The organism is Sorangiineae bacterium MSr12523 (assembly GCA_037157775.1).
Classification (GTDB): Bacteria; Myxococcota_A; Polyangia; order Polyangiales; family Polyangiaceae; genus Pendulispora; species Pendulispora brunnea.
On sequence record CP089982.1, the window covers coordinates 5251947 to 5278310 of the forward strand.

Annotated in this window: 18 protein-coding genes; 11 read left to right on the forward strand and 7 right to left on the reverse strand. The window is 62.3% G+C overall.

Annotation, left to right across the window (positions count from 1 at the left end):
- Positions 1-747: 747 nt before the first annotated feature.
- Entirely contained in the window at positions 748-3354 is a 2607-nt protein-coding gene (locus LZC95_20135) for a hypothetical protein (GenBank protein WXA99118.1), read from the reverse strand.
- A gap of 470 nt (positions 3355-3824) precedes the next feature.
- Between LZC95_20135 and LZC95_20140 the strand changes: the two genes are divergently transcribed.
- From LZC95_20140 to LZC95_20155, 4 genes are all read left to right on the forward strand, one after another.
- Complete coding sequence (locus LZC95_20140) at positions 3825-4448, forward strand: SMI1/KNR4 family protein (protein ID WXA99119.1); 624 nt, start codon at positions 3825-3827, stop codon at positions 4446-4448.
- Between the two features lie 106 nt (positions 4449-4554).
- Positions 4555-4881, forward strand: a complete 327-nt coding sequence (locus LZC95_20145) for a hypothetical protein (GenBank protein ID WXA99120.1) — start codon at positions 4555-4557, stop codon at positions 4879-4881.
- Between the two features lie 29 nt (positions 4882-4910).
- Positions 4911-5291, forward strand: a complete 381-nt coding sequence (locus LZC95_20150) for a hypothetical protein (protein ID WXA99121.1) — start codon at positions 4911-4913, stop codon at positions 5289-5291.
- Positions 5292-5328: 37 nt separating this feature from the next.
- Positions 5329-5703, forward strand: a complete 375-nt coding sequence (locus LZC95_20155) for a hypothetical protein (protein ID WXA99122.1) — start codon at positions 5329-5331, stop codon at positions 5701-5703.
- Here LZC95_20155 and LZC95_20160 read toward each other — a convergent pair.
- The 6 genes from LZC95_20160 to LZC95_20185 form a co-directional block, all read right to left on the reverse strand.
- On the reverse strand, positions 5678-8974 hold the full coding sequence (locus LZC95_20160) for a DUF6531 domain-containing protein (GenBank protein WXA99123.1): 3297 nt from the start codon (positions 8972-8974) through the stop codon (positions 5678-5680). The two genes, LZC95_20155 and LZC95_20160, sit on opposite strands and share 26 nt — an antisense overlap.
- A complete protein-coding gene (locus LZC95_20165) occupies positions 8971-10824 on the reverse strand; it encodes a PAAR domain-containing protein (GenBank protein WXA99124.1) in 1854 nt (617 codons plus the stop codon). The genes LZC95_20160 and LZC95_20165 overlap by 4 nt, the downstream gene beginning before the upstream one ends.
- On the reverse strand, positions 10821-12068 hold the full coding sequence (locus LZC95_20170; protein WXA99125.1) for a hypothetical protein: 1248 nt from the start codon (positions 12066-12068) through the stop codon (positions 10821-10823). Before LZC95_20170 ends, LZC95_20165 begins: the two co-directional genes overlap by 4 nt.
- 1 nt (position 12069) lies before the next feature.
- Positions 12070-14328: a type VI secretion system tip protein VgrG gene (gene vgrG / locus LZC95_20175; GenBank protein WXA99126.1), complete on the reverse strand. Its 2259-nt coding sequence runs from the start codon at positions 14326-14328 to the stop codon at positions 12070-12072.
- A 113-nt stretch (positions 14329-14441) separates the two neighbouring features.
- Positions 14442-15476: a hypothetical protein gene (locus LZC95_20180; GenBank protein ID WXA99127.1), complete on the reverse strand. Its 1035-nt coding sequence runs from the start codon at positions 15474-15476 to the stop codon at positions 14442-14444.
- A 142-nt stretch (positions 15477-15618) separates the two neighbouring features.
- Complete coding sequence (locus tag LZC95_20185) at positions 15619-15987, reverse strand: hypothetical protein (GenBank protein ID WXA99128.1); 369 nt, start codon at positions 15985-15987, stop codon at positions 15619-15621.
- Positions 15988-19207: 3220 nt separating this feature from the next.
- Here LZC95_20185 and LZC95_20190 point away from each other — a divergent pair.
- From LZC95_20190 to LZC95_20220, 7 genes are all read left to right on the forward strand, one after another.
- Positions 19208-20215, forward strand: a complete 1008-nt coding sequence (locus tag LZC95_20190; GenBank protein WXA99129.1) for a hypothetical protein — start codon at positions 19208-19210, stop codon at positions 20213-20215.
- 66 nt (positions 20216-20281) lie between these two features.
- Positions 20282-20686 carry a hypothetical protein gene (locus tag LZC95_20195; GenBank protein ID WXA99130.1) on the forward strand — a complete coding sequence of 135 codons (405 nt, stop codon included), beginning with the start codon at positions 20282-20284 and terminating at the stop codon, positions 20684-20686.
- 86 nt (positions 20687-20772) lie between these two features.
- On the forward strand, positions 20773-21543 hold the full coding sequence (locus LZC95_20200) for a hypothetical protein (protein ID WXA99131.1): 771 nt from the start codon (positions 20773-20775) through the stop codon (positions 21541-21543).
- A 7-nt stretch (positions 21544-21550) separates the two neighbouring features.
- Positions 21551-23503 (forward strand): ankyrin repeat domain-containing protein, encoded by a 1953-nt coding sequence (locus LZC95_20205; GenBank protein ID WXA99132.1) that lies wholly within the window; start codon positions 21551-21553, stop codon positions 23501-23503.
- A 251-nt stretch (positions 23504-23754) separates the two neighbouring features.
- The gene (locus tag LZC95_20210; GenBank protein WXA99133.1) at positions 23755-24645 is read left to right on the forward strand and encodes an SDR family oxidoreductase; all 891 of its coding nucleotides are present in this window, start codon (positions 23755-23757) and stop codon (positions 24643-24645) included.
- Positions 24642-25154, forward strand: coding sequence for a LuxR C-terminal-related transcriptional regulator (locus LZC95_20215; protein WXA99134.1), 513 nt, complete (start codon positions 24642-24644; stop codon positions 25152-25154). Before LZC95_20210 ends, LZC95_20215 begins: the two co-directional genes overlap by 4 nt.
- A gap of 233 nt (positions 25155-25387) precedes the next feature.
- Positions 25388-26362, forward strand: a complete 975-nt coding sequence (locus tag LZC95_20220) for an alpha/beta hydrolase (GenBank protein WXA99135.1) — start codon at positions 25388-25390, stop codon at positions 26360-26362.
- The last annotated feature ends 2 nt before the right edge of the window (positions 26363-26364 follow it).

The following is a 26364-nucleotide window of genomic DNA, read 5'->3' on the forward strand; positions in this document are numbered from 1 at the left end:
CGCGCGCACGTCTTGGAAAGCGTCCTAGCGATCAGCGTTCGTTGGCGGAGCAGGCGCCCGGCATCGCCGCGGAATGGGACCATGAGAAGAACGGCAGCCTCTCACCGGCAACCGTTTTGGCGGGGTCGACCCGACGCATTTGGTGGCGCTGCGTTCAGGGGCACGCCTGGCGAAGCGGAGTGATCGACCGTGTGGCCCGCGGAAAGACGTGTCCACACTGCCGGCACACGCCCCCACCCGAGAGAGCACTGGCGCGGCAATTCCCCGAGGTGGCGAGAGAGTGGGATGCGAGGAAAAACGGAGATCTCGCGCCTCTCGACGCCTTCGTTGGATCGGATCAACGCGTCTGGTGGCGATGCACCGCGGGACACTCGTGGCAGGCCCGAATCAAGAACCGCACTGTCAACGGGAGCGGTTGTCCACGCTGCAAGCGGGGCAATCTCACCCAAACGACCAGCGGCACGTCCGGCCATACTGCCGAGATGCCGGGAGGGCGAGGGCGTACGGGGCCACGCTAGCGCCGCTCTACCGTGCAGGGTGGCCATCGCCGTTTCGACCGGAAAGACCTCGACAAGCGAGGTCTCATCGTGACCGATGTTGCCCTGCCTGCGGGCGGGGCTTCGGCCAGCCGTTCTCACCGGTTGAGAGGAAAAAGTGATAAGCCCCTCGGTTCCCTGCGCCCATGCCATCCAGCACGGGCGCTCGGGTCAATGGGTGCGGGGAGACTTTCCTTTTCTCGGACTCCGTCTACTGCTTTTGCGGATCGTTCGGGTCAGCGTCCGTGTCGTCGGGGGCGATGTCGCCATCGACGTTGCGTACCGGAGGAGTGAACCCGGCAACCGGATTGTTCGCCGGCGGCGGCTTCACGTAGACCTTGGGCGGTTGACCCGCTAGCCCCTGCGAGATGAAGGAAATCGCCATGTTCTGAAGCTGCAAGTACTGCGCGCCCAGGACAATTTGATAACCTTTCTCACCCGCCGGAGCGAGCGGGAAGGGCTGTACATCGTTGAACCTGGCGTACGGCGCGGCGTACAAACGGAGGGTTCCCGCCGACTCCAGGTCGGAACCGTGCTGCGATGGGGAGACTTGTAGGAGAACAGCGGTGGTCCCGTTGACCGGCGTGTTCTGGATGTACCCGTCGGCGTCGGGCGATACTTCCGCGAGCAACTTCGGGTCCCGGCCAGCGAGCGTCTTCACGTCCGTGACCCCCGCGTTCGAGCCGACGTTGGGCGTGCCCAATCGCCAGCCTCCCGCGCGGGCGAGCGCCTCGTTCGCTTCGTTCGGGACGAGCTCGTCGTAGATGACCTCGATCTGGAGAATGTTCCGCGGAGTGACCTGCACGCCTCCCACCTTTCGGGGAGCTGAGACGAGGAGGTCCGCGTAGGCCAGCGGATCGCCCGGCTCCGCCACGGTCTGCAGCAGCGTCACCAGCGGGTGGAACTCACTCAGTTTGTCACCGGTCATTCCAAAGTTTGCACCCGCGGCGGCCACAAGGCTCGCCGAAATGCGGGGGGAATGCGTCGCGAGCTCCGTGATAAGTCCACCGCCCGCGACGTTGAGAACCCATTCACGGATGTTCGGCTCGATGGCGGCCGCCGTCGCGCCTTGAATGCCACCAAGCGAATTGCCAATGTAGGCGATCTTGCTTGAGTCAAGTTTCGGCGGCGAGGCGGCCGGCGGAACTTGAAGCGGCCCGAGGACGCGGTTTGATTCTTTTCGAAGCACCCGCACAAGCTGAGTTGTATCGAGTGCCGCCTGGCGCATCTGATCGCGCAGTGCTCCGATGTTGATCAAGCTGCCAAACAAATCCGTCGCGCCGTTGCGTGTATCGGCGATGCCGTCGCCCTTGCCGTACGTCGAGTCGTTGTTCTTCGCAGGATCGGTGTTCTTTGCGTTGATGTAGTCGGTCGTGCCGTCGGTCTTGCCGGATGCCGCGCGGGCGCCGAAGGTGACGCTGTCGATGGCTGCGGTCACGTAGCCGGCGGCGGCCAACGTATTGGCCAGCGCGAAGATGTAATCGCGTGACCCTCCGAGGCCGTGCTGTAGAATGACCACCGGATACCCGGCGTCGGACGCCGGTGCCCGCGTCGGAACGGTGAATGTCACCCAAATCTTTTCCGTCGTGCGCTGTGCGACGTCGAGGTCGTTCTTGCCATCGGTTGTGCGACCAAAGGTCGCATGATCGATGGTGCGATAGCCTCCCTTACTGCGCAGAAAGCTTGTGGACTCGAACACGGCCGTTCCGATCGACGCAATGCGGTCATGGGCTCGGATTGGAAAATGCGTGGACGGATTGTCCATCGCTGCCGGTCCCGTCCCCACCTTCGGCCTTGGCGTCTCCGTCTCTGGCTTCACATAACCCAAGTAGGCATCGATGGTGTCCGTGAACCCAGTGGGAATCGGATTTCCGGCAGCGCCCGCGAACTTCGCGTTCGTCATGGGCTTGACGCTCTCCTCGTCCCACTTCAAGTCTGGGGCGGTTGCGTCATCGGTGCCAAGGGCCTCCCGGAGCGTGAACAGTTCATCGCTCATCTTGTTCGTCGTGAAGGGGGTAAGCGCGACGATTTCCGTCCCGCTCAGCGCGGAGCCCAGGGCCGACGTAGCCTTGTCGATCGCCTGGCCATACAGTGCCGCCAGTGCACCGCCACGATCGCCTTTGCGGATGCGATCGAAATCAGGGCTTGCGGCGAGGGCCTGACCGGACGCGAGCTTCACCCGATTCGTCAGAACGGCCGCGTACTTGTGCCCTTCCTTGAGCACGATACCACGTGCCGGACCGACGGCGAGCGCGGAGCGGGAACCGGTCCGGGTATTGGTGTGGAACTGCGCGCGACAGCCGATCCGTGCCTGGGCAGCGTCCGTCGCCTCGAGATCGACCAGGAACACCGCACTTGCGTCGGCCTTGCAAGCGTCTTCCGTCGCTGGGAGGCTTGCCTTGTCGACGTCGGCAGCGGCGGGTTCGCCATCTTGCAGTTTAGTAGGATCATCGACGTAGAAAATGGACATCGCGATGCGCGAGAAGCCGTTCATCACAGCCAGATCGTGCGAGAGGGCTTGCGCCCCCGCCGGAGCCGGGATGTATGCCTCGATTCCCGGGAGCGGGTCGACGATGCGCCCGTTTGTCCCTAGATAGGCGTCGCTCGGGAACGGAACGTCGAAAAGGTTGGGCGGCGTGGTGGCCCCAGCGGCCAGACGAAATCGGGCCGCGGCCGCACCAGGAGTTGCACCGTCTCCGGCGTCGGGGTTGACCGAGACGTGGTCGACCTTGTCGACCCAGTCGCAACCCGCGGAGCTCGCGAGAACAGGGACAAGCAAAATGGCGAGCGGAAAGAGTACGCGCTTGGTGGAAAACATGGAGGATACCTTGGCTTATCGTAGGGACGAGGCAGACGCTAGCGGCAACGCATCCTGGGAAGGGCGGGAGCTCCCTATGGCAGCATGCCCGGAGCGCCGATCCGGTTCGCGCCAGGGCGGCCGGCCCTGTGCGGGTCGGCCCCTGGTCTCATGCGCGTTGCGGCAACAGCCACCGGCGTAGCTCCCCATTTTTGCGAGCAACGCCTCGGAGCTGTCGACGGATGGGGGGCATCCAGCGGAGTAGCGGCGCGTGCCGCGCCTGCCAATCCCGCGAATAGCCAAACCCGGTTTGGTGCGTCGATTTACGTGAACGGGACATCGGGCGCGGCCGAACGAACATGCGATGCTCAAGGCGAACATGACGAACGGTTCCTCGCCCGTGCCCGGGCGGTCGACCCGCGAGCCAGCCCCTCGGCTGGGCGGGGCCCACCGCCTCTCTGGCATGGCTCTGACGCTCGGAGGGCGCCCTCGTGTCACCCGGCGAGCTTGACGCGTTCCTGGAGAGCGTGCGCTTGGGCGTTTCGGCCCTCGCGCAACTCGACAGCAAGCACACGCTTTTTGCCGCCAGTGCCCACCGATACTCGTTTGACACGGTCATATCAGAAGCCGAACTTGATGCCATCGAGCGACGGCTTGGCTTTGCCCTGCCCGACGACTACCGGGCGTTCATCACGCGAATTGGCAACGGCGGCGCGGGTCCTGGGTATGGCGTCATGGGGTTTCAAGGGGGCGATCCGGAGGACCGAACAAGCTATGAGAAACTGGCGGCGCCTTGGGCGTACACCGAGAGCTACAATCCGACGGATCTGCTCTATGCAGATGAGGACAGCGCCGGTGAGGACGAGTTGTCGTCGGAACGCTATTGGGACGCCTTCAAGAGCGACGGTAGCCTTTGCCTCTGCACCCATGGATGCGGTTCATACACGCTGCTCGTTGTGGCCGGCCCATGTCGTGGGCAGGTATGGTATGACGGTGTAGCGGACGACCATGGATATTATCCCGCGACGGATGCCTCGGGGCAGCGCCACACATTTCGGTCGTGGTACCTCGAATGGCTCGCGGAATCGAAGGCGAAGCTGGGCGGGATGGGATAGCGCACTGCTACCGCGCTCATAAAGTGGTTGCGGGCACTGGTAACCGTGGTCGCACGTTTCGCCAAGCACCCTCGCCGTCTGACAGATTTTCTGCAACTCTGGACCCATGAACGTAAGTGCAGATGAGATGCCGACCGACGATGTGAACGCGGTCGAAGCGCGGTTTACAAGCATGCTCGCGCAGATATTTGCCGACGGAATCATTACCGACGAGGAGCGCGTTACGCTGTGGACGGCGGTGACGGCCGGTGGGCTCGACGCCGCGCGCGTCGATGTCCTTTTGCTGGACTTTCTGAGAGCGCAGTTCACCGAATTCGCCGCCGATGGTTTCATCTCCGCTGACGAGCGCAGCCGGCTCACGCTTATGGTCAATGTGCTCGGGATTTCGGATATGCATTTGCCCCCGGAGATCCGACGGGCGCTCAAGGACTAAGTTGTCTCAGGGATGCAATAGGAGGACGTATGACGACCAAAAGTCTGTCGGATCTGATGCGCGAACTTGAGACACTGCGCCAGAACATGCGCCCGGAAGGCTACCAGCAGTTCAAGGAACAATTCGGAAAGCTGATGCTGGAGGTGGTGCCGGAATGCATTGAGGAATGGCTCGTCCAGGCGAACCAGCGAATCGCGGATCTCAAGGCGCTTGCTGAAAGAAGTCCGAGGGTTCGGGACAAGGCTGTCAGTGCCATTCAAATGTTGGAGGAAGCCAATCTGCAGCTCGGTACGGTGAACGCGGCAACGTCCCTTCCCGAACTTGCGAATACCGTCATGATGCACCTAAGTGCCCAATCGGCTGCCGCAAGTGTATTCGCCATCAGCGAGCTCTTGTCGAAAGTAAACTAAACCCAATTTCAACTGTGACAAGCAGGAGGAGACTGAAATGAGTGGAACGAAACTGGGGGGCTTGATAACGGAGATCGCAACGTTGAAGAATGACGTTCGCCCCGAGACCTACGTGCAGACGGAGGCGCAGATTCGCAATCTCATGAGGGGGGTTCCCGCGTGCGTTCGCGACGACCTAGCTCTCAGTGCACAGCGGCTCGCGGATCTAAGCGCGCTTGCGCAGCGGAACCCAAAAATTCGCCACAAGGCACAAGCCGCAATTCGCACTCTGCAGGAAGCGCAGCAGCCCTTTGCAGCGCTGAACGAGACGACGGGTCTTATGGATCTCATGGACGGATGCGGAAATCTGGACAGCGCGTTGTCCGATGCGAACACCCTGTTCTTGCTCAGCGAATTGCCGGAGTACCGCTGAACCGTAGTAAGTCTGCGAGGAAAGCCTGCCCCGGATGCGGATCAAGAACCTTCGGTCGAAGGGGGGAAATTTCTGCAAGCTCGGCGGCTCCGCGCTCGATGATTGGGAGCACGCGCGTGAGAGTAGAAAGCGTCTGGGCCGCGGGCTGTCCGCGTCGCCATGTCAGGTCATAAGACGTCTCAACATCCCAACATCGATGGATGCCGATGGCGACGCGTGCCTCCGAGTCCAAAAAGGTGCTTTCTACCGGGTGTCGAACCGAAGGGCTGACCCCGATGGCCACTCGCGGCACCTCCGAACTAGGTTCTACAGAAGAGCCGGGGTTTGTGCTTCCGAGTAGCTCTTCGAGCTCGCGGAGGCGACTTGGCCGGACGTCGACGGCGCCGTTCGAGAATCGTTGCAGCAGGAGTTCACCGGTGCCCGGATGGTGAACTCGCGTCTCTACGGCCTCGCCTTCGACGAGCACGTGCAGGATGCGTTCGTCGTCCCAAATAAGCTCGGTGCGTGTACCTGTGCTTGATCGTCTGTCGATAAGTCGGCCAAGGGCGTCGTATCGATAGGCGTAAGAGAGTCCCAGCGGGGTCTGGACGTGCCGAAGGAGGTCCCAACCGTCGTATTCGTAGCGCCACACATCCTCTTCGTCGCCAAAATGGACGACCTTTTCGGTGGCTCGACCGAAGTCATCCCAGCGATATCGGATGGTCACCGGTCCAGTGCGGAGTGTGTCTAATCGACCTCCGGGAAGCGCAGTCGCATAGGCGGTTTCGTCTGCGTAGTGGGAAAGGATTATCGGTGCACGGTCCCAGCCCGCCGACTCTAGCCGGGGTAAGAGCTCGCGGCCCCGAAGGCTACTCGCGTGCAGCGTCCAGTTACCGGCGCCGTCGTAGACGAAGAATCGACTCATTGAACCTTCACCTTGCGACACGATGGCACGGACACGGCCGCGCCCGTCCGAGCGAATGAGGGCGGATTGTTCTCCGTGGGCAGTCACCACGCTGAGGTGGGATGGAAACGGCCGACGCGAACCGTAGCTCGCCTGGATTCGGGCGGGAGGCTGACCGTCAATGTCGTAGAGCCACTCGGTCTCCCGCCCGTCGCGGTCCCGTTTCATGAGGAGCCGCATGCCGGATGCGCGTCGCTCCGTTTCCGCGCCGCTTTCGCTCCGCTTGTAGTCCACCCGAACGCCGTCGACATCCACGCACAAGGCCCGTCCGTTCTCGTCCCATTCCATCATCACCGTTGGTGCCCCTCCGCAGACGAACTGGGTCGTGCGACCCAGCGAGTCCACCGTCCCATCGATGTGCAACATGATGCGCTCGGGGGCGCCGGGCGCCGCCCGGGAGTACACCCCTTCATCCGTGCGCCAGCCGTCCTCGTTGTAAGTTCGAGTGACAACGATCTCCTCGGTTTCGAATCGAACGACCTGACCGCGGAGATCGTATTCGAAGCGGCGCACCTGGTCCCCGCTTGTTGCTCGGACGAGCCGGCCCTGTCCATCGTATTCGAAGGAAGCTCGCCGTGATGCAGCGAACTCGGTCGACCCACTCGTGGGATTGTGCGTCGTCGCCGACGACGCCCCGAACTCGTCGTATTCCAGAACGATCAAGCGGCCGTCGCGGGTGCGTACTTGGACGATCCGCTGCTCGGCGTCATACAGAACGGTCTCCTCATGTCCGGCGCCGTCGATCATGCTTAGGATCTGGCTCGGCTCCGACCCCCAGCGAAGTTGGCAGACCAACCCCTCGCTGTCCCGATGCTCCAGCGTTCGCCCGTATGCGTCGCGACGAAATGAGCTTTTCGCTCCAGTCGCGTCGACGACGATGCTGTTCTCACCATCGTGATGCGAGCGGGAGAGAGTTCCCGACAGCGTGGACGTGGTCACCCGATCAAGCTCGTCGTAGGTGCGCTCCTCTACGCCCCCCGTCGGACCAGTGGTCTTCGTGCAACGGCCGAAATCGTCGTATTCAAAGTGCGTGTAGTTGCCGAGAAAGTCGCCTTCGGCGACGCGGTTACCGCACTGATCGTAGAGGATTGACCGTGTGCCCCCTTTAGGATTGGTGATCGAGACCCTCTCGCCCAAAGTGTTGTAGGCGAAGGTCCAAAGGGCCCCAGGTCGCCCGACAGCCATAAGATCGTGCTCGTCGCTATACCGTGCAACGAGTACGCCATAGGGATCCACTTTCTCGGTGATTCGGTGCCATGAGTCGTACTCCCAGTAGGTCGTAGCGTTTGCGTCTCGTTGCCCATAGAGGCGACCATGCTCGTCGTAAAAATAGGTGCTCACGTGGCCATGCACGTGCACCCGCTGCTGCAAGAGGCCGCCCCTGTCGAATACGAAACATTCTTCTCCACCCAGCGGTGAGACCGTCCGCGAGAGATTGTCGTTGACGTCGAATTCGTAGAGCCAGGATTCTCCCGTGCTATCGGACATTCGGGTGTAGCGTGCTGGGGGGTCATAACTGAAGTGGCGAGTTTGATAGCCGCTCTGCCCACCAATGCGACTGCAGCGCCCTTCCCGGTCATAGGAGAGAACGAATATGCCACCCTGATGCTTGTCCTCGCGGATCAGACGGCCGTCGTTGTCGTAGGCGTAGGCAACTGCACACCCGGAGCGGTCGTGCACCTCAAGTAGGAGTCCGCTCGGGTGATACTTGTAGCCGAGAACAAAGTGGCGTCCGCCTTGCTCGGTGTGAAGGTCGACGCATGCGACTTTCCCGCCCAAGTAGCTGACAACGAGTGCGCATCGTGCGCGGGAATGCTCGAGACGGAGGACGCGCCCCGTCTCGTCGCGTATGACGACGATGCGATTTCCAGAACGATATTCGATCGCTTGCAGATCCCATTTCGCCCCATTCGCTGTGGAGGCGAACACATGGCTTACGTGGGCTCTCCCGCGAGCATATTCGACGAGCCGCACATGGTTGCCATCGATTCCCTCGAGCTCAATGCGGTGGCCAATGTGCTGCACGCGACCATCTAGGCCCGAGCGAAGCTCGATCTCGTGACCATCGGGTCGACAGTAGAGAAAACCGTGAAGCGTTCGGCGCAGCGAATGGTCCCAGCTGCTGCGCCAGCCGGTGCCGAACGCGCTTGACGTCTCCATCTCGGCGGCTCGGCGATATGGTGGCTCACGATGGGCCTGCGAAGAATAGAAGCGTTCGAGGCACAGCGGCAGTAGCCCATCTCGCCGAAAGTCCGTGGCGAGCTGGGTGACTTCCCCGGTTCGGATGTCGACGCTCGGGGCCGTAGGGGTGCCTTTCCAGAGGGTCACTTCGGAACCGCTTTGGCGCCTTGAGATGCGGCATCCTTAGCCTTCTGCGCGCTCTCGGCCGCTTCGCGGGCCCGTTGCGCGTCCTTGATCTTAACGGCACTCCCTTCAATCCTCTTTTGCTTGGGCCATGTCGTCATCTGCTTTGGCGGACCCCCATCTTCTCGATTTCTGCGCCCTCTCGACTCCCTAATCCGATCCGTGGCGTGTTTTTCTCGAATCTCACGATCTTTAAACCCCTGCTCGGTCGTGAGCTCTCGTTCATTCGACCTGCGCTCGGCCTCACGCGTGATGGCTGCCGCCTCCTCTTTGGTTTTCGGCTCGCCTCTCTCTCGAATGATTTCGGCCTTCTCGGCGTGAAAAAGCTCGTGCTTCCGTCGCCGGGCGTCTTTCAGACGCTGTGCGTCCATGTTCTCCTTCATCGCTGCGGCGAAGGCATTCGGGTTCCCCTCTTTCTTGGGCGCCAACGCTTCCTTCTTGATCTCCTCTTTCTTCACCTCGTCCTTCGTGGCTTGCTTGGCGGGTTCGGGAGGGCTTCGTTTGGAAGGCTTCTTCGGTTCGAGCTTTTTCTCCTTCTGGGCATCGTCTTTCTTCGGCGGTCGAAGCTTCTTTAGCCCCTCCCGAAAAACCGACGACTCGGGTACGGGAAAGCCCGCAATCCATACGCGAGGCGCGCCGTTCAAGAGCATCCCGTAAGGCGGCGGCACACCCGGATCTTTTCCAAGAAGGTTTTCGAGTACCTTACGAAGCATGCCCATCGCGTTGGATGCGAGCGCCGCCGCGGTCAGTTCTGCATCGGCGAGCGCGATGGCCGTCGCGTCCTCGGCGGCGGATTCGGCGGCGGCCGCCTCGGCCTGCGCCTGTGCGTCGTCGGGGGCTTCGGTCGCCGCAGCGCGCTTTTCTTCGGCCTTGTCCTGCGCGGCTCTCCACGTATCGTACTTGGCCTTGAGCTCTTTCCCTTTCTCGAGGGCCTTCTTCGAGTTCTCCTTGATGCCGGCCTTGTAAATCTCTTCGATCTTGTCGTCGCGCTTCTTTTTGAGATCCTCCTTGAGCGTCTCCTTCAGGGTATCAAGCGATTGCTTGGCTGTTGCGCCGGCTGTCGGCGCTGCCGGGGCCTTCTCGCCTTCGGGAACCTTGGGGCCGGGTTGGCAGTACTTGACGACATCGCCCATGCGAGCCGCGCGCTTGCCGCCGATCGAGACCTTGTGGGAACCGGTGAAGACCTTGAAGTACGGGGAGAGGCTGCAGCAGCCAATCGCCATCCCCAACTCTCCAGCCGTCGCAGCCGGGAGACCGCCGATGAGAACGGTGGGGTTGCCAGTCAGGATCGGGCCCGCGGCCATGACGGGAATCGGCACGGGATTCGGGGGGGTGAGGCTCGGCGGGTGCTGGTGCGTGTGCGGGAATCCAAGAAAGCACGACCCCACGGTGGCCGCGGGGGCAATCATCGAGAGGGGCAGGGGGAGGTTCCCGCGAAAAAGACCGTCAACCGCGCGCCCGAAGACCTGCTCGGCGAAGTCGACAATGAGCTCGTCCATCTTGTCGGTTTCGTCGGTAAGCTTCTTGATCTCTTTGATGTAGTTCCAAGCCTCGACGTACCGCTTGTCCTCAGCACGGATCTGCTGAATGCGCTCGTAGCCGTGCTTCTCGGGACCGAGATCCGGCTCGACATAGAAGTCCTTCAACTTGCCGACGTCGGGGGCCATGCTCTCGGCCTTGTTGAAGATGTTCGTCCACTCGTTCTGCTCTTCGTACTTGTCGAGCGCGCTGGCCTGCTCCTTGAGGCTCTCGCTGATTCGCTTGTTCACGGGAGCAAGCGGGTTCTCGATGGACATCGTGAGCGGATTCTTCATGCCGATTCCCCGGTGGCTCGAATGCGTTGAATCTCAGCTGCATATTGCCTCGCGGTGTCCGGATAGCCGGCACGGGCCGCATAGTCCTGCAGGCGACCGAGGAGCTGCAGAAGCATCGCCTGACCTGCATGGTCCCGTGCGAAGGTCGCGCCGTCCGTCCACGACGTGATGGCACCGGCCCAATTACCAAAGCCGGCGCGCGCATCGCCGAGACGCAGGAAAAAGTCCGCGTGCAAGTCGTGCATCTTCAGCGCTGCTGCGGCGCCCATGCCGACGCTGCTCGCCGATTCGACTTCCAGGTGGGCCGCTTGCGCCGCAGCAATCGGGACCAAGGCGTGCGTGCTGGTGGCCATCATTCCGAGATCGCCGTTCTTCGTCGCTAGATCGAGGGCGCCAAGCAAGCAATTGCGTGCGAGGCCAAGCGAATTCGCTCGCCGAAACGCCTCGGCTACCTGGAGGAGCACGAGCCCCTGCATTTGGTGAATCCCGTGGGCCGCGTAGTGCTCATAGAGCGGTGCAAATTTCGCCATGGCCTGCGGTAGACGGCCGAGGCTGACCTCCACCATCGCGCACTGTAGAAGCGCGTTCAATCGCTGCCCGAGCTCGAGATCGTTGTTGTTCGCGTCCTGAAGCAGGGACTCGACGTGATCGGCTGCCGTGAGGCGTGTGTCCAAGTAGACGACGCCGGGGAGGCGCGCCCTGCACGCGGTATCCACGACGAAGGAACTGGCCTTGTCGTCGCGCACGATGAATCGCGTCCGCGCGAGCCAGGGTTCGAAGCCGGCTTGCGGCAGGAGCCACCCGACGACGTGAGCGTGTACCTGACGGTCGACGATGGTATCCGGGAGCAAGGCGACAACGAAGTGACGGTTGTCGTCGGGTAGCCATGAGGTCGCGAGGTGCCCGAAGGCCGTGCGGAGCCGCACCATGGGCTCGACCATGCGATTGAAGCACACGTCCGGAAAAGGCGGCAGCGGAGGCTCACCGTCTTCCTGCAGTTCGACCTGGACCTCTTCGGCGGCCTTCACGAGGGAGGTGAGCACGGCCTCTACGTACGCCAGAAGATTGCTGCCAAGCGGCGTTACGTCGACGAAAAGGACGTGCGGAATTCCGGCGTCGAGTTCCCGCAGGCAGTGGGCCACCGGGGCGAGTTCCTCGTCGCGCGACCTGAGCACCATCACGGTGGCTTCATCCTGGTCGATGAACTCGGACAGCGCTTCGTGCAAATCCTCGAGGTTTCGCATCTTAGTTTATCTTTACGAAGGCACCGGAGACGTTGCAGACCCCTTTTGCCGAGATGGTTGCCGTATTGCCCTCGATCTTGCTCGCCTTGGTGTCGAGCGTCAGCTTCGAGTTCTGGCACGTCATCCCGATCATCTTGGTCCCGTTGATCGAGACGGTGCCATCGGCCTTGAGCGACAGCGATGCGTTTCCGCATTGCAGGACGAGTTCCTCGGTCGCGATGACCGAGATCTTCTTGTCCTTCAAGTTGATCTGTTGGGATTCGTTCTGCACCGTAATCCCTTTGGGCCCGCTGGCGGCAATGGTGCCCGATTCCATCTTGACCGCGCCCTGTCCGGTATTTTCCGTGATCGAAATGGCCCGCACCGCGTCGAGCTTGTAGTCCTCGTCGCAGGCGATCTCCATGTCCTTGGTCACGAACCGCGTGAGGTATTGCACCACGGTGATCTGATGTCCGTTGCGGACGCCAATCTGCCGCGTGCCATTCATCACCGTCAACTCATCATGGCCCGTCGAGATCGTGTGCTCACGGCCCATGCCGATGGTGACCGTTTCCTTTTGGCCCACGGTCTCCGTTCGATTGAGCCCGATGTTGGTGTGCTCGTCGCCCCCAACGGTCTTCGTGCGCAGCGCGCCGACCGTGATCGTCTGCATGGCGCCGACGGTGCTCGTCTGCGTGGCGCCAATCGTCTCGGAATGGCTGGCCAAGACCGTCTCGCGAAGGTCGCGCTGGGCGTGAAGGTAGATTTCCTCGCCACCCGATGAATCCTCGAACGTCAGCTCGTTGTGGCCCTTGCCACCCGGAATGCTCCGCGTCCGAATCGTGCTCTTGGTAACCGTTTGGGCGGGGAGATACGTATGGCCGTTTTCGCCGTTGTACATGGCGCCGGCCACAAATGGACGGTCGATGTCCCCGTTGAAGAAGTTCACCACGACCTCGTCACCGACGCGCGGAGCGAACCAAATCCCGCGATCCCCTCCAGCCGCGGGCGTCATCACGCGCAACCAGCACGAGCTGTTCTCGTCCTGCTTGTCGTAACGATCCCAAAAGAAGTGAACCTTGACGCGACCAAACTCATCGACGAATGGCGTGCCAGGTTCGGGGCCAACGACCAAGGCGGATTCGGGGGCGGCCGTGGGCTTTGGCTTTCGGGTGGGCCGTAGCCGGATGTCACTGGGAGCCGCCACGAAGGTTGCCACGAATGCGGGCCCGCCGGCGCCCCCCGTCTCGGCGATGCCGGCGCGCTGGCCGCGAAGGCCCATCTCCGTGAGGAGAAGCGAGCGATTGAACAAGTCGTCGTCGTGCCCGCTGAGGGTGAAGGTCCGTCCAACTTGGAGACGCACGCACGAACTCTTCCCCGAGAAGACAAACGCGTCGCTGCGCGCGAGCTCGAGGCGCCGCTGCGTCATTCCCGCGCCGTCGGGATCGACCTTGTCGTAGTCGCCGGGGTAGAGGTAGGTCTCGCGGGCCGGCCGATTGCCGGAGTGGTGCGGCTCGCGCACCTCGGCACGCGCCGTGAGATCGAGGCGCGGGCGAGCGAAGTTGTAGTCCCGGAGCGCGACGGACCCGGGACGGAGCATCTGCTTGCGGTCGATGTGGCCCACGTGGTCGACCGTCACCGCTCCGCCGGTGGCGCTGAACGGCAGGTTGGCGTCACCGTCGATCGCCACGTAACCGCGAGGTGCGTCGACAAATACGATTTTCGTCTTTTCCTCGTCGTGGGCGAAGAAGTAGTGAATGCCCTCTTCCGCAAGAATACGAGCGAAGAATTCAAAGTCTGTCTCGTTTCTCTGAACGCAGTAGATCCGCTCGGCCGGACGTCGTTCGAGACGCCAATCGAGTTCGATGTTGTGCGTCTGGACAAGTTCCATGACGATTTGCTGCACGCTCTTGCCCTGGAAGATGCGCGAGTTCGTCATGAGGTCGAGCTCGAGAAGCTTCGGCATCAAGGTCAAGGTGACCTGGTGCTGGCGCCCCTTCGAGGTCGTGCCTTGGGATGCGACTTGGGCGATGAGGCCTCGGACGATCCTCACCGGTTCGTCGTGCCGAAGGATACGAAATTCCGCCGGTTGACCCTGCAAGTCCTCAAGGGTCTGGATCTCGTCGCCATCGACGATGACATCGATGTCCCACGAAAAAAGTTGGGACAACCCCTCGCGGCCGTCGAACCGAGCCACCACGAGCTGCTGCTCGTCGCGCTCTCCCGCCCGCAGGGTGTAGGAGAGTTCATCGACCGCGTTTTCGAACATCGACATGACCATGCGGAATTCCCTTATGGCGATTCTTGGGTCGAGTTAAGACGACGCTTTCTACTTCGACCTAACCAGGCAACCGGTTGCTTGGATTTGCGAATTGGAGACTTCGATTCATCGTACTAGAACGTGCCCTGCAGGCTTACCGACCGGCTTGGGATGTCGATGGCAGGGGTGACACGAATGCCGAGCGATTTGGTTTTGGATTTCGGCTCTGGCCATAGAAACCAAACGGCTACGCTCGTCGCCACAAGCCCAGCGGCCGCGATGTAAAAGCCGCGCTGGAGATTGTATTGGGTTCGGTGCGTGTCGATGGTGTCATTGAGCTGCTGGCAGGTACTCGCCACTTGAGGATTGGCTGGTTGTGCGCATGCCTCCGAAGGCGTGCCAAGCTGCGCCCGTAGCCGGTCCGCTTCGTCGCCGTTGCTAATACCTTTGAGCGCGAAGTACGCACCGCCGCCTGCGGCGAGCAGACCGGCGCCGAAGAGGGAGATGGCGATGGTGTGGCCCGGAGTCCAGAATGGCTTTGCCGCAGGAGCGGACGGAGCTGCGGGCGGCGGTGTCGCGGGGCTCGGAGTTGCAGCTGCGCGCGCGGCCTTGGGTGCCCATTCGAATTTGACCTCGATCGTTGCTGCCTCGCGCTCGGCCAACGTTCGGCTGGCGCGGTAGGGGAGGGTGCCCGTCGCTTGGACGAGGACGTCGTGCGTGCCGGGGTTCACCCATGTTGCGTAGCCGCCATCGGACGGCGCAAGCGGCTGGGCGTCGACCAGGACCTCGACATCGCGCGCGTCGGGAACGAGGATCCGAAGGGAGGGAACCCGCGGACGAAGCGCGGCAATCGCGTCACTGGACGACTGATTGACCTCGCGATTGTTCTCGAGACGCGCCTGCTCCTGCGCCTCGGTGTAATCTGCCAGGGCTTCGACAAGGCGACCGAGGTGCTCCTCGCAATAGGCGATGTGGAACTTGATCCCCGGTGTCATCTTGATCGTTCCTGCGCGAAGGAAACGTTCGAGGGCGGTGGCCCAGTCTTGTGCATCCTCACGGGCCGCGCCTTCGGCAAACAAGGTTCGCGCGTTTTGGAGCTGCGCCTTCGAGGGCTGCGGTTGTGCGAGTGCCGCGCCCGGGACGACGAGGCCCTGGACGACGCCGGCCACGACCAACGAGCGAAGCAGGATCGCGGTTCGGGAGGGCCTGTGGGCGCGGGAGAGACGTCTACTTCGATGAATCGGATCCATTCGTTGTCGGTGGGGTGTTTTGTTTCGTTGGGGGAGCGGGTTCTTGGAAGTGCGGTGGGATTCAGATAGTCGATCGGGATCGGTCCCGAAAGGCGCGCTGCATGTTCTCACGGAGCCACTCGAGCTCGATGGCGGCAATGACATCCGCCTTCATCGCGTCGCGGAGGGCGACGCGCACCATCGCCTGCAGATGGCGGATCGTCTGTTCGCGCGCGTCGGCGTAGGTCGCGCACGATAGGACCTCGGCCGGTGCTCCGTCGGGCACCATCAGCCGGCGTGCCACGCGTTGTGCAATCTTCTCGAGCTCACGGGCGCGATCGGCTGCGTCGCTCTTTTTGGCCGCATCTTCCTCCATCCAGAGCCAAACGAGAAAGTCGTACATCGCGCGCACGAATGCTTTGCGGGCCTCGGCCTCGCGGTCCACCACCATACCCCAAAGTTCGGCCTACGGTGGCGGGTGTTGTGTGTGATGTATGCCTAGGAAGGCTTTTTCGTGCGGGTGGACACCTTTAGTCCCACCTCCGCTTCGTATTACAGAGACAGACGACTCGTGCCCCCTCCGCCTCAACCCTTGCGCGATGTTCAACTCGCACACATCCTCGAATGGCCCGTGGAGAGTGTGCGGGCGCGTTTCAGTTCCGCTCGTATCACCCATCGCCGACACGTCTACGACTGGTGGGCAGTTCGAAGGCTCGTCACGCCACGCCTGCTCGTCTCGTGCATGCCCCGGATCATCGCGACGCGGACCGCAACCAAGGAGTATCTCTCCGGCTACCCGCGCGTCGCGCGCGAGTGGCACCCCGAAAAGAACGGCGAGGCTACGCCGCTGGAAATCAGGCATCGATCCTCGCTCCGGTATTGGTGGCGGTGCGCCGAAGGGCATGAGTGGCAGGCAACGGTCGGAGCCCGAACGATAGGGAAGAAGTGTCCACACTGCCGACGCCTTCCACCACTGACTCGTTCGCTCGCGAAGCGCTACCCGAAGGTGGCCAGCGAGTGGCACCGATCCGCGAACGCCCCGCTCACACCGCGCGACGTTGCGACGGGATCGCTGCTCGCGGTTTGGTGGAGCTGTTCAACTTGTCGTCACGAGTGGCGCGCAACCATTAAGAACCGAACCGGAAGAAGCAGCGGTTGTCCTGTGTGCGCCACCAAGCGGGGAGCGGCAAAGCAGGCTCGGGCCACCTCGGCCAACTCGCTCGCGAAGCTCGCGCCGGCGGTCGCCACAGAATGGGACCATGCGGCCAACGGAGATCTGAAGCCTGGGGACGTCAAGGTCGGCTCCTCTCGTCGCGTGGGATGGCGGTGCTCTCGTTGTGCCCGGACATGGAACGCACGCGTGGCCGACCGAACGAGCAAACGCAGCGGCTGTCCGTGGTGCGCTGCTGCACGCAAAACGGCGCCACTCGCTCCACGTCTTGGACAGTCGTTGGCTCGCTTCGCGCCGGAGGTGGCGGGTGAATGGAACCAGGGGAGGAACGATGGTCTCCACCCCGAGGTCATTTCCCGCGGTTCGAAGCGGATCGTGTGGTGGCGATGCGGGCGTGGCCATGAATGGCAGGCGAGCATCGTGAGTCGAACACGGCAACGTGCCGGGTGCCCCGACTGCCGCCGTGCAGGCGCGGGGAGGCCGGCGTTCGAGCGGTCCCTTGCAGGTCGCGCCCCACGGATCGCCGCCGAATGGGATGCGGAGCGCAACGCGGATCTGACCCCAGAGGAAGTCTTTGCTGGATCGCCGCGACGGGCCTGGTGGCGCTGCGCAAAGGGGCATTCTTGGCAGAGCGGGATAAAGGTCCGTGTGACGGGTCTCGGTGGTTGCCCACGGTGTCGACAGGAGCGCCCTCCGAAGGACCGATCGCTTGCGTATCGCGTCCCGGAAGTTGCGCGCGAATGGGACGCCGAGAAGAACGCCGACCGCACCCCCCTCGATGTGTTTGCGGGCTCCGAGCAGAGGGCGTGGTGGAAATGTTCGGAGGGCCATAGCTGGGAGGCCGCCATTGTCATGCGCACAGGCGTGAATGCCACGGGGTGCCCGCGATGCAGGTACGAGCGGCGGCGCCGCGATTCGACAACAGGTCGGTTCGCCCCGAAGAAGAAGCCCGCCGAGAAGAGGGCTCGCGGCAGCGCAAAGGCGGAGCTCAGGCCATAGCCTCCTCCGACGCGGAAAACAAAGTCCGCGCCGCGAGGCCACTTCCGGCCGGCCATGGACGCCATCGATGCCGGACACGCGTTGGTTCTCCACCGATGACGCCCTTCGCGTTCCTCGCTAGCGCAAAGTACGCTGCGGACCACGGACCGTCCGCGGGAAGAAGCGTAGCACCTGCATGTGGTCCCCATCCTGGACGAGGGTTGGACCATGAACATTGTCGTCCGTGTGGAGGGCGGCCCCACAGCTTATCCAACGAATCGCCGTTATCACGATTACAAATGAAACCAAGTTACCTCCAGCAATGAGCCAAAATCGCGACACAAACGCACGGCCCCGCGGGGAGCCGAAGAAACATACTCCCCTCCAACAAGCGTTCAGGCATCGCTCGTCGGGCTCTCCTCTAGTAGGAACCGAGAGTTCGGATAAACGGATATCGTGACCTGACGGAGAGCTGCTCGAAACGACCCGCCGGGCCGATGCGTCCCCGCGAAGCGGCCTTGGACGACACTGCTCACCCAGAATTCAAATAATTCTTCTCGATCGCCCACACATCGCCCCTCAAGGTGCACATCTAGCTCCGATGGGTGGAATTAGAATCCAGTGCACACAAATGTAAGCAACACGCGGTCGAGCGGGGACGACTTTCTCTTCGTGGAGAGGAAGGGTGACATGAGGTGGTGGTGTCCGGGCCCTCTGGGGGCGAAGCTCGCGGTCTCACGTATCAGGCAGGGGGGGGCAGCTCGACGGCGGACGAATGGCCACCGTTCCGTCCAAGGGAAAGGTCGCGCCAGAGCTTACGGTGTCGGCTCCTGCCGGTTCCATGGGCAGCCCGGTCCGCGCCTCCGTCGTCCCCCCCGGGCGCGGCCACGGTGACATCAGCTGACCGGAAGAGGTGCGCGGGCCTCCCCTAAAGCGCGGCGCCGCCGCCGAGGCTCGCGAGTTCGCAGCCGGGGTCCGCCAGAGAGACCCGTCGGGGGCAACCCAGGCGTGAGGCCGCGAAGGAGTACAGAGTCCCTGCGGATGTGATCTCGAGCTGTCTTCAAACCCGCGCGTCCGCGCCGTGCGTCGCGAGCAATTTCGAACTTGGCAAGCGCGCTGCACGTCGTTGTAGAAGCGAATGGATCGCCAACGAGAGCGTCCTATGCGCTCGAACCCATCCGCCGTCCGACGAGTGTTCCAGCGATTGCGGCCTGACTCTGCCTCTGCGCAGCGTGAGAACCTTGAACGTTCGAACTCCCGCGCGGCGATTCCCGCTCCCGCGGCAAGCCTACGCTCACCATTTGCACCGAAGATCCGCGGCGGCGCCCTGTTGCGTTAAATACACTATTGAACTCAATATTAATTAACATAACAGCCTACCATTAATCGCTTGACGACAGATATTGCCACATCTAGTTAAGCTGACTATCAAATACCGCGCAGGAGACGAGGATAATGCCTACCCAGCGTCCAGCCGCAAATCGAAAGCAGAGCAACGTTATCCTTATGGATCACCACGAGGATGGATTCGATCTCGATGCGTGGCGATCATTGGAAGTTCGCCGAACAAGGAAACCATCGCCGCCGTCCTCACCGGCTGGCGGCCGGTTCGGATCCTACTGGGCCTTCGCCTCGATGTACCTTCTTCTTCGCTAATTCACTTCCAAAATACATTGAGGCGCAAATGTCTCAAACGATGAAACCCGTGGGTATGCCGTCCGCAAACGGCCGCGCCACCCACTTCGATGGACGAGGGAAAGACATGCTGCCCGGCTGGCGACAAGAAACCATTCTCAACGGCGGACGCGTCGAGGCTATATTTTATTTCGATCCGGACCTGGAAAACAACGAACGAACCGAAATCGCCTCTCGGCGAATTCGCGCGTCGGCCGACGGGGTCCTTATCACCATAGGCGCACTTCAGCTTGGGTCCTTTTTGCAGGTCGGCAGTTTCGAATACATGCTGTGGCACGCCTACTCGAGCGCCAGCAAGATCCGTGGAAGCGAAAACGTCGATGACACCCCGACGGGGGAGGGCGAAATATTCGTTAAGGCCTCCGGAAGCGGGATCGCGTTGGTGGCCGACGCCGTGCGCGTAAAGTCTGCCTTGGATGTTCTTCAGGTCCTGCGCCCCGTGTGGTCGGCGTGGCGTGAGGTCGAGGAGATCCGCGGGCGAGCAGATGTCGAGCGCCGATTCGCATCCGCGGGCATGATGCTGGAGCAAATTGCCGTGGTTGGAGCGCGTGAGACCCGTCGCTGGGCCGCGGACACGAAGGACAGCTCCCTCGCCGTCGAATGCTGGGCCGCCGGCGTTCGGACAGCCGCAGAAGTCCTGCTCCGCCTGCCGGGAATCGCCGGAACGGAGCGCGGCCGGCTGGCACTGCAGAAACTCGAGCGGTCGAACCATGGCTTCGCGTCGAAGCAAGAGGGCCGCGCCGAGAGCACGCAGATCCTAACGCAGCTTAATACCTATATACAGGACGCCGTCCTGTTTGGATCGATTGGCCTTGGTTCCCCAATGGGCTGGTGAGCGCACGAGCCGCGGAGCGCGAGCGCGCGCCCGCACGGCGTGAAATCTATCGAAGGAAGGGGAAACATGCTTTCCAATTGGGTGCGTGAAGAGAGGATGTTCTCGGTCCTCTATTCGCACGGAACGTTCGATGTCGTGGCGATGCACGATCGAATCCTCCTCCGTTGTGCGGGGCTGATTCTCCGAACGGAAGAACAGCAGTTTCGTTTCTTTAGCATGCTCGCCGCCGCGGAAGAGGACGCGCGGATGGTGACGGCGTCGAGCCGTATGCGGTGGTCACTTCCTTCGATCGGTGGATCGACGTTCGAGAGCACTGTCATCGCTGAACCCGATGGGGTGCGGTTTGTCGAACCAGAGATTTGTCTCCGGCCCCCGGGGCAATGGAGCGCCCTGATGATCGCATTTCGAAGGTGCTGGTGGGAAACCGATGTTTTTGATGGCCATGCGAAAAAAAGGAGCTATCCGCGTTGAATTCTCCGGACGAGCATTACTTGTTGGCGCAATTCTATCGATGGTTTCAGTTCTACGAGCGTCCGATAACCGAGGATCGAGTGACGATGCAGACAGAACTGCTCGACCCACTCGTGGAAATCGTCACCAGCGCATGGGTGGGGAAAGGACACCGAGCGTACGTCGCGGCGGCGCGGCGCCTGCCTCGCGGCGATCGTCGAGCACATCATGTGTTGCACACCAACGTCATCCCCATCTCCAACGATACGAGTCGCATCGAAGCCAACGTTCTCTTTCAGTCTTCGGAATCGACTGGGACCGGACGCGCCCTCGAGCTCCGCTACGACGTGCGATTGCGCCCACCGCGCGACCAAGGCGTATGGCCGGTCATTGAGTGCCTGCACGCTTCGCCCGGCGACGATGAGAAGGACGCACCGGGTGAGCCGCCTTCATCGACGGTCCGCGCCTTTCGAGATGCCTACCCAGCCAACCGTGCCCGGAGCTTTCTGCACGCCTGGCTCGCGAGCGTAAGCGCCTACGCCGGGACGCTCGAACCAGTGACCGCGCTTCTGGAGCCAGGCTTCGCGCTCGACTTTGGCAGTCCGGGCGGGCGAATACGTTCCGTCCAGGAGCTCGACACGTGGCTCCGGACCACCCGTGAGCAAACGCCGCGTGGAACTTATCGCGTGGGACGAACCGCCGTCACGGTGCTACGCGACGACACGTACACCCTGGACGCGGACGTCATGTGGGTGGACGCCGCGACCGACGGCGGCCCGCGAAGCACGACGACACGCCATCAGTGGACTCTGCGCGAAACAGGGGAACGCTTCGTGCGAATGGCCGAGGCGCGGTCTCGGATCGTTACCGCCTCTTGACAGCGCCATGAGCAAACATCGCACTTTGTTCGTCGAGCTCGAGGAAGCGGTAGGGCGGTCCGACCTTGTCACGGTGCGCAGGCTGTTGGGCGAGGGCGCGTCTCCGATGCGGCCCATTTCCTCGCGGGGCGGTGGGCCTCCACTGCTCTACCTCGCGCTGGACGGGCCGACGGAAATCGTCGCCGAGCTACTCCGCGCTGGAGCCAATCCCTTGGAGCGCCTTCCGATGTCGGAAACGGTGCTCTACAACACGCTGCGTACAACGCATCGCGACCGTCCAAAGTTGGCTGAGTTCGAAATGATGCGCCGGCACCTCGGAAAGAGCTTCGACGCGCTACGAGCGGATCCCGTGTTGTTGACCCTTGCGGCCGGCGCGGGCCACATCGCCTTGGTCCGAGAGCTCGTATCGGATGGTCGGAATCCGGATGTCGCTCTGGCCTCGGCCGCCGTGCACGGACGGCAGGACGTCGTGGCATTCCTTTTGGACCGCGGCGCGGAAATTGACCGCCATGGATCCGATCGCGTGACACCGGTCATGGCCGCCGCAATGCGGGGCCATGCAAGCCTCACGCATCTTCTTCTGGCGCGTGGTGCGAATCACGCTCTGGGTCATCTCGACGATTCGAAATGGACGCTCCTTCACGCCGCCGCTTCCGGCGGCCTAGCCAGCGTCATCGCCGAGTGCCTCGACCGCGGCGACCAGGTCGACGCGCTCACGAAGGATGACGAGACCCCGATCCGGATCGCCATTCGCGGAGGGCACACCGAGGCCGTGCGCACGTTGCTCGAGCGAGGTGCTGCCGTAAACCCTTCGGCCGGCAAACGCTCGACCCTCATCGGCCTCGCGTACATGGCGAAGCGCGAGTCGCTCATCCCGATCTTACGCGAATACGGCGCACGAGCCCCACGGCGACGCGCCCCCGGCGACAAGACCGCCTGGGGGATCTCCTCCGCCTTGCGAGACCCGGCGACCACGACCGCGCTGGTCGTGGACCGCATCCCTGACGATTTCCCGTTCGAGCGGATGCCTCGGTTGAAGAGGGTGAAGGGAAGGGTTTCGCGCTGGAATCCGAGCCTTGGGCGACTCCCCCTGCTCGAGAAACTTCACCTGCCAGGCGGAGGAATCGAAGCCATCGGCCCGGAGATCGGAGAATTCGGCCGGCTCCGGGAACTGCTCCTCCAAGGCAACAAACTCGTCGACCTACCCGAGGACTTGGGAAATTGCACGGCGCTCCGCGTGCTGTCTCTTCATACGAACCTCTTGACGGCACTCCCCGAGTCGTTGCGCCGATTGGTGAACGTCACGGCACTACATCTCTCCGAGAACCGCTTGAAGCGATTTCCGGAATCGGTCACCGGGCTCGGGAAGCTCACGCACCTCTGCGTGAGCCGCAACTTGTTTCGCTCGCTGCCCGAATCCATTGGAGCGCTACGAGCGCTGCGCGAGCTCCTCCTGAGCTCCCTCCGCCTACGCGAGATCCCTGCATCCATCTCTGACCTTCGGAGGCTCGAGGTGTTGGACCTGTCCTACAACGAACTCGGCGAGTTTCCACGGCCCCTTCTCGACAACCCGCCTCCAGCGCTGACGAAACTGGACCTATCCGGAAACCCCGTTCGGGTCGTCCCGTCGCTCGAATCGATGACGAAGCTCACCAAGCTTGTTCTCGACCGAACGTTGATCTCGGCGCTGCCCGATCTCTCGGGGTGCACCGAACTCACGCACCTGAACCTCGCGGGTTCCGGTCTGCGCGCCATCCCCGCGTCTATTGGAAGCCTATCGAAGCTCTGTCGGCTGGACGTGAGCGATACGCCCATCGACAGGCTTCCGGAATCGATCCACGGACTGGCGTCGCTCAAGTACGTAAATTTGAACGAGACCAGAGTGCCAAAATCGCATGTGGATGCGTTGCAGGAGAGTGCGCCGTGGGTGGAGATCGTTTGGCATGCTGAAGACGAATGAAGACAGCGCCCTGGCTTTCAGTCCGTCGCTAGAGACGACCGAGGTTTCTCGATCGTTATTTGGCTGAACGAACTATTTTCTTAATTTCATTTGAAGCCTTGACCATGCAGTTCGAGAACATTAGTTAACGACGACTGTATTCGTTATTTGATGCGGCGCTTCGAGCTGCGGCCAGGGCTCACGGTAACGGCAATACGCCCACGAACTATGAAACGAGCCTATGGGCTCCTCTTACGAAAGAGCAGAAGGCTATGAAAAATTCCTATGTTGTGTTGGTTTCCGGGGCAAGCACGGGGTTTGGCCGACTACTTGTCGAAACGCTCGCGCGACGCGGCCACACTGTATTTGCGTCGATGCGGGGAATCGACGGTAGAAATGCAGCGGCCGCGTCGGAGCTCTCCGCACTTGCCTCAACGGAGCGCCTCGCCATTCGCCCCATCGAGATGGATGTGACCGACGACGCCTCGGTAAACGCCGCCATCGAGCAGGTCATGACCGAAGCGGGCCGGCTCGACGTCGTGGTGAACAACGCCGGGGGCATCGCATTCGGACTCCTCGAGACATTCAGTGAGGAACGAGTGCGCGGGATACTCGAGCTAAACCTTTTTGGTTCGATGCGGGTCAATCGAGCGGCACTTCCCATCCTGCGCGCTCAAGGATCAGGGTTGCTTGTGCAGGTCACGAGTGCCGGCGGGCGATACGTCGTGCCATTCTTTGGACCGTACACGATCGCGAAGTTCGCGGCCGAGGCCATGGCCGAAACGTATCGCTATGAATTGGCCCGGGAGGGCATCGACTCCGTCGTCGTCGAGCCGGGCGGCTATGGAACTTCCCTCGCGAAGAATGCGGTCCGCGCCGACGACGACGCACGCGTGCAGAGCTATGGGCGCGGAAAGGAGCTTCTCGACCTTGCCGCACGCGCCATGACGGCCGTGGCATCCACCGGCAACCCCCAGGAGGTCGCCGACGCGATCACTGCGCTTATTGAAGCACCCGCCGGCACGCGTCGCTTGCGAACCGTCGTGGGCGAATTGGCAAAGCCTTTGCTCGAGCCGTTTAACGCGTCGGCGGAGCGCATTCAGGCAGACCGCTTGCTCGCGCTCGGCTTGACGGAGATGTTGTCGCTACGACTCGTCCCATGATTCGGCGCGGACGTCCGCGCGCAGCCGAGAGTGCGCTTACCCGACGTGAAAGGGAGGTTCTGGATTGCCTCCCGTGCGGCACAACAAACCGGGAAATCGCGGGGCTTCTCGGCGTGTCGACGAAAACGGTCGCGAATACCCTTCAACAAGTCTATCGAAAGCTCGGCGTTCCGACGCGAACCGGGGCCAGCGTCGTCGCGATTCTCGTGGCGATTCTCGTACAGAGAGTTCAGGTGCCCCCAATCGTATTTGAGGAAGCTCTCACTTCACGTGAGAAGGACATCCTCAAGGAGGCCGCGGGCGACCATACGAATAAGCAAATTGCGGCGTCGCTCGACATGCCCGTTAAGACGGTCAAAGCAACCCTTCAGCGGGTCTATCGAAAGCTCGTCGTGTCGACACGAACGCGGGCTTGCGTCGTCGCCATTCTCCACGGGTTGATTGAACCTCCCGAGCACCTTTCAGCTCAAGCACGCGAAATCGTTCGACAGGGACCAAACGACCTATAGAAAAGACCTCGGAAAGCACCTATGACGGTAAAAACCTGCACCGACCCGCCGCAAAGCGCGAGGTCAAAGCCCCCCTTGTCTGGAGATGTTGGTCCGCCGCGCGGTTGACCAGCATCTCCCACTCGATTGGATTGCAGTCGGACAGTGCAGCCGGCGAATTGTAGCTCCTTCTAATGCATACCATCGCGCCGAAACGCGCGATAGCGCGAGACGAAATGCGAAATTGCAATTCCTTGTTACTGGTTATTTGGGGACTGACCGCGTGCACGCAGCAAGATGCGTTCACGGAGACGGGTACTGCGCACGTTACGACATCATCCGAGGATGCGGCGGTGGCGACGCTCTCGGGCCTCGGTAAAGCCGAAATTCAACACCAGAGCATCCGCGTGGGGTCGAATACCTTCGACACCTACGTCGCGGGACCCGACGGCGGCGAGTTGGTCGTCCTTCTTCATGGCTTTCCCTCGTCGGTCAGCGAGTGGGCCCATCAGTTCGTCTCCCTATCGCTCGCGGGATACCGCGTCGCCGCCTGGCACCAGCGAGGCTATTCTCCCGGTGCGCGCCCCGCGAACGTCGCGGAGTATGCGGAGAGCGCGCTCGCGCAGGACGTGCTCGACATCACCCGCGTTCTGGGGGGCGACCGGTTTCATCTTGTGGGACACGATTGGGGGGCGGCGGTTGCTTGGAGGACCGCCGCCATCGCCCCCGAGCGAGTCGCAACGCTCACGGCGATTTCGATGCCTCACCCCGATGCCTACCGCGCCGCGCTGGGTGATCCGACGTCGTGCCAGGCCGCCGCGGGTTCGTATATCGGTCGGTTCATTTTGCCGGGATACGAGTATGTGTTGCTCGCCAACAACGCGCATGAGCTGCGAGGGCTCTACGATCCGCTGCCGCCGTGGCAGATCGATGCTCACTTGCGCGTCGTCGGAACAGCGGCAGCCCTCGGTGCGGCGCTCAACTGGTATCGGGCGGCCGTTCTCCACCCGTCGCCCGCCGTTGGGCCCGTGCGAACCCCCGCCACTGCGATCTGGGGACGCGCGGATCGCTATGTCTGCGGCGACGGGTGGGGGCGTACACCGCCGCTGGTCACGGGGGAATACGAGTTTCGTGTCCTACCGGACGCGGGCCACTGGCTACCCGAAACGCATGCGGCCGACGTCACCTCGGCGATCGTGGCCCGCCTTCACACAGTACACACCCGGTAGGT

Excerpts from the sequence above, each read along its gene's own strand:
- LZC95_20135 (WXA99118.1), bottom strand. The coding sequence starts at position 3,354 with ATGTTTTCCACCAAGCGCGTACTCTTTCCGCTCGCCATTTTGCTTGTC.
- LZC95_20145 (WXA99120.1), top strand. The coding sequence starts at position 4,555 with ATGAACGTAAGTGCAGATGAGATGCCGACCGACGATGTGAACGCGGTC.
- LZC95_20150 (WXA99121.1), top strand. The coding sequence starts at position 4,911 with ATGACGACCAAAAGTCTGTCGGATCTGATGCGCGAACTTGAGACACTG.
- LZC95_20155 (WXA99122.1), top strand. The coding sequence starts at position 5,329 with ATGAGTGGAACGAAACTGGGGGGCTTGATAACGGAGATCGCAACGTTG.
- LZC95_20165 (WXA99124.1), bottom strand. The coding sequence starts at position 10,824 with ATGAAGAATCCGCTCACGATGTCCATCGAGAACCCGCTTGCTCCCGTG.
- LZC95_20170 (WXA99125.1), bottom strand. The coding sequence starts at position 12,068 with ATGCGAAACCTCGAGGATTTGCACGAAGCGCTGTCCGAGTTCATCGAC.
- vgrG (WXA99126.1), bottom strand. The coding sequence starts at position 14,328 with ATGGTCATGTCGATGTTCGAAAACGCGGTCGATGAACTCTCCTACACC.
- LZC95_20185 (WXA99128.1), bottom strand. The coding sequence starts at position 15,987 with ATGGTGGTGGACCGCGAGGCCGAGGCCCGCAAAGCATTCGTGCGCGCG.
- LZC95_20190 (WXA99129.1), top strand. The coding sequence starts at position 19,208 with ATGGATTCGATCTCGATGCGTGGCGATCATTGGAAGTTCGCCGAACAA.
- LZC95_20195 (WXA99130.1), top strand. The coding sequence starts at position 20,282 with ATGCTTTCCAATTGGGTGCGTGAAGAGAGGATGTTCTCGGTCCTCTAT.
- LZC95_20200 (WXA99131.1), top strand. The coding sequence starts at position 20,773 with ATGCAGACAGAACTGCTCGACCCACTCGTGGAAATCGTCACCAGCGCA.
- LZC95_20205 (WXA99132.1), top strand. The coding sequence starts at position 21,551 with ATGAGCAAACATCGCACTTTGTTCGTCGAGCTCGAGGAAGCGGTAGGG.
- LZC95_20210 (WXA99133.1), top strand. The coding sequence starts at position 23,755 with ATGAAAAATTCCTATGTTGTGTTGGTTTCCGGGGCAAGCACGGGGTTT.
- LZC95_20215 (WXA99134.1), top strand. The coding sequence starts at position 24,642 with ATGATTCGGCGCGGACGTCCGCGCGCAGCCGAGAGTGCGCTTACCCGA.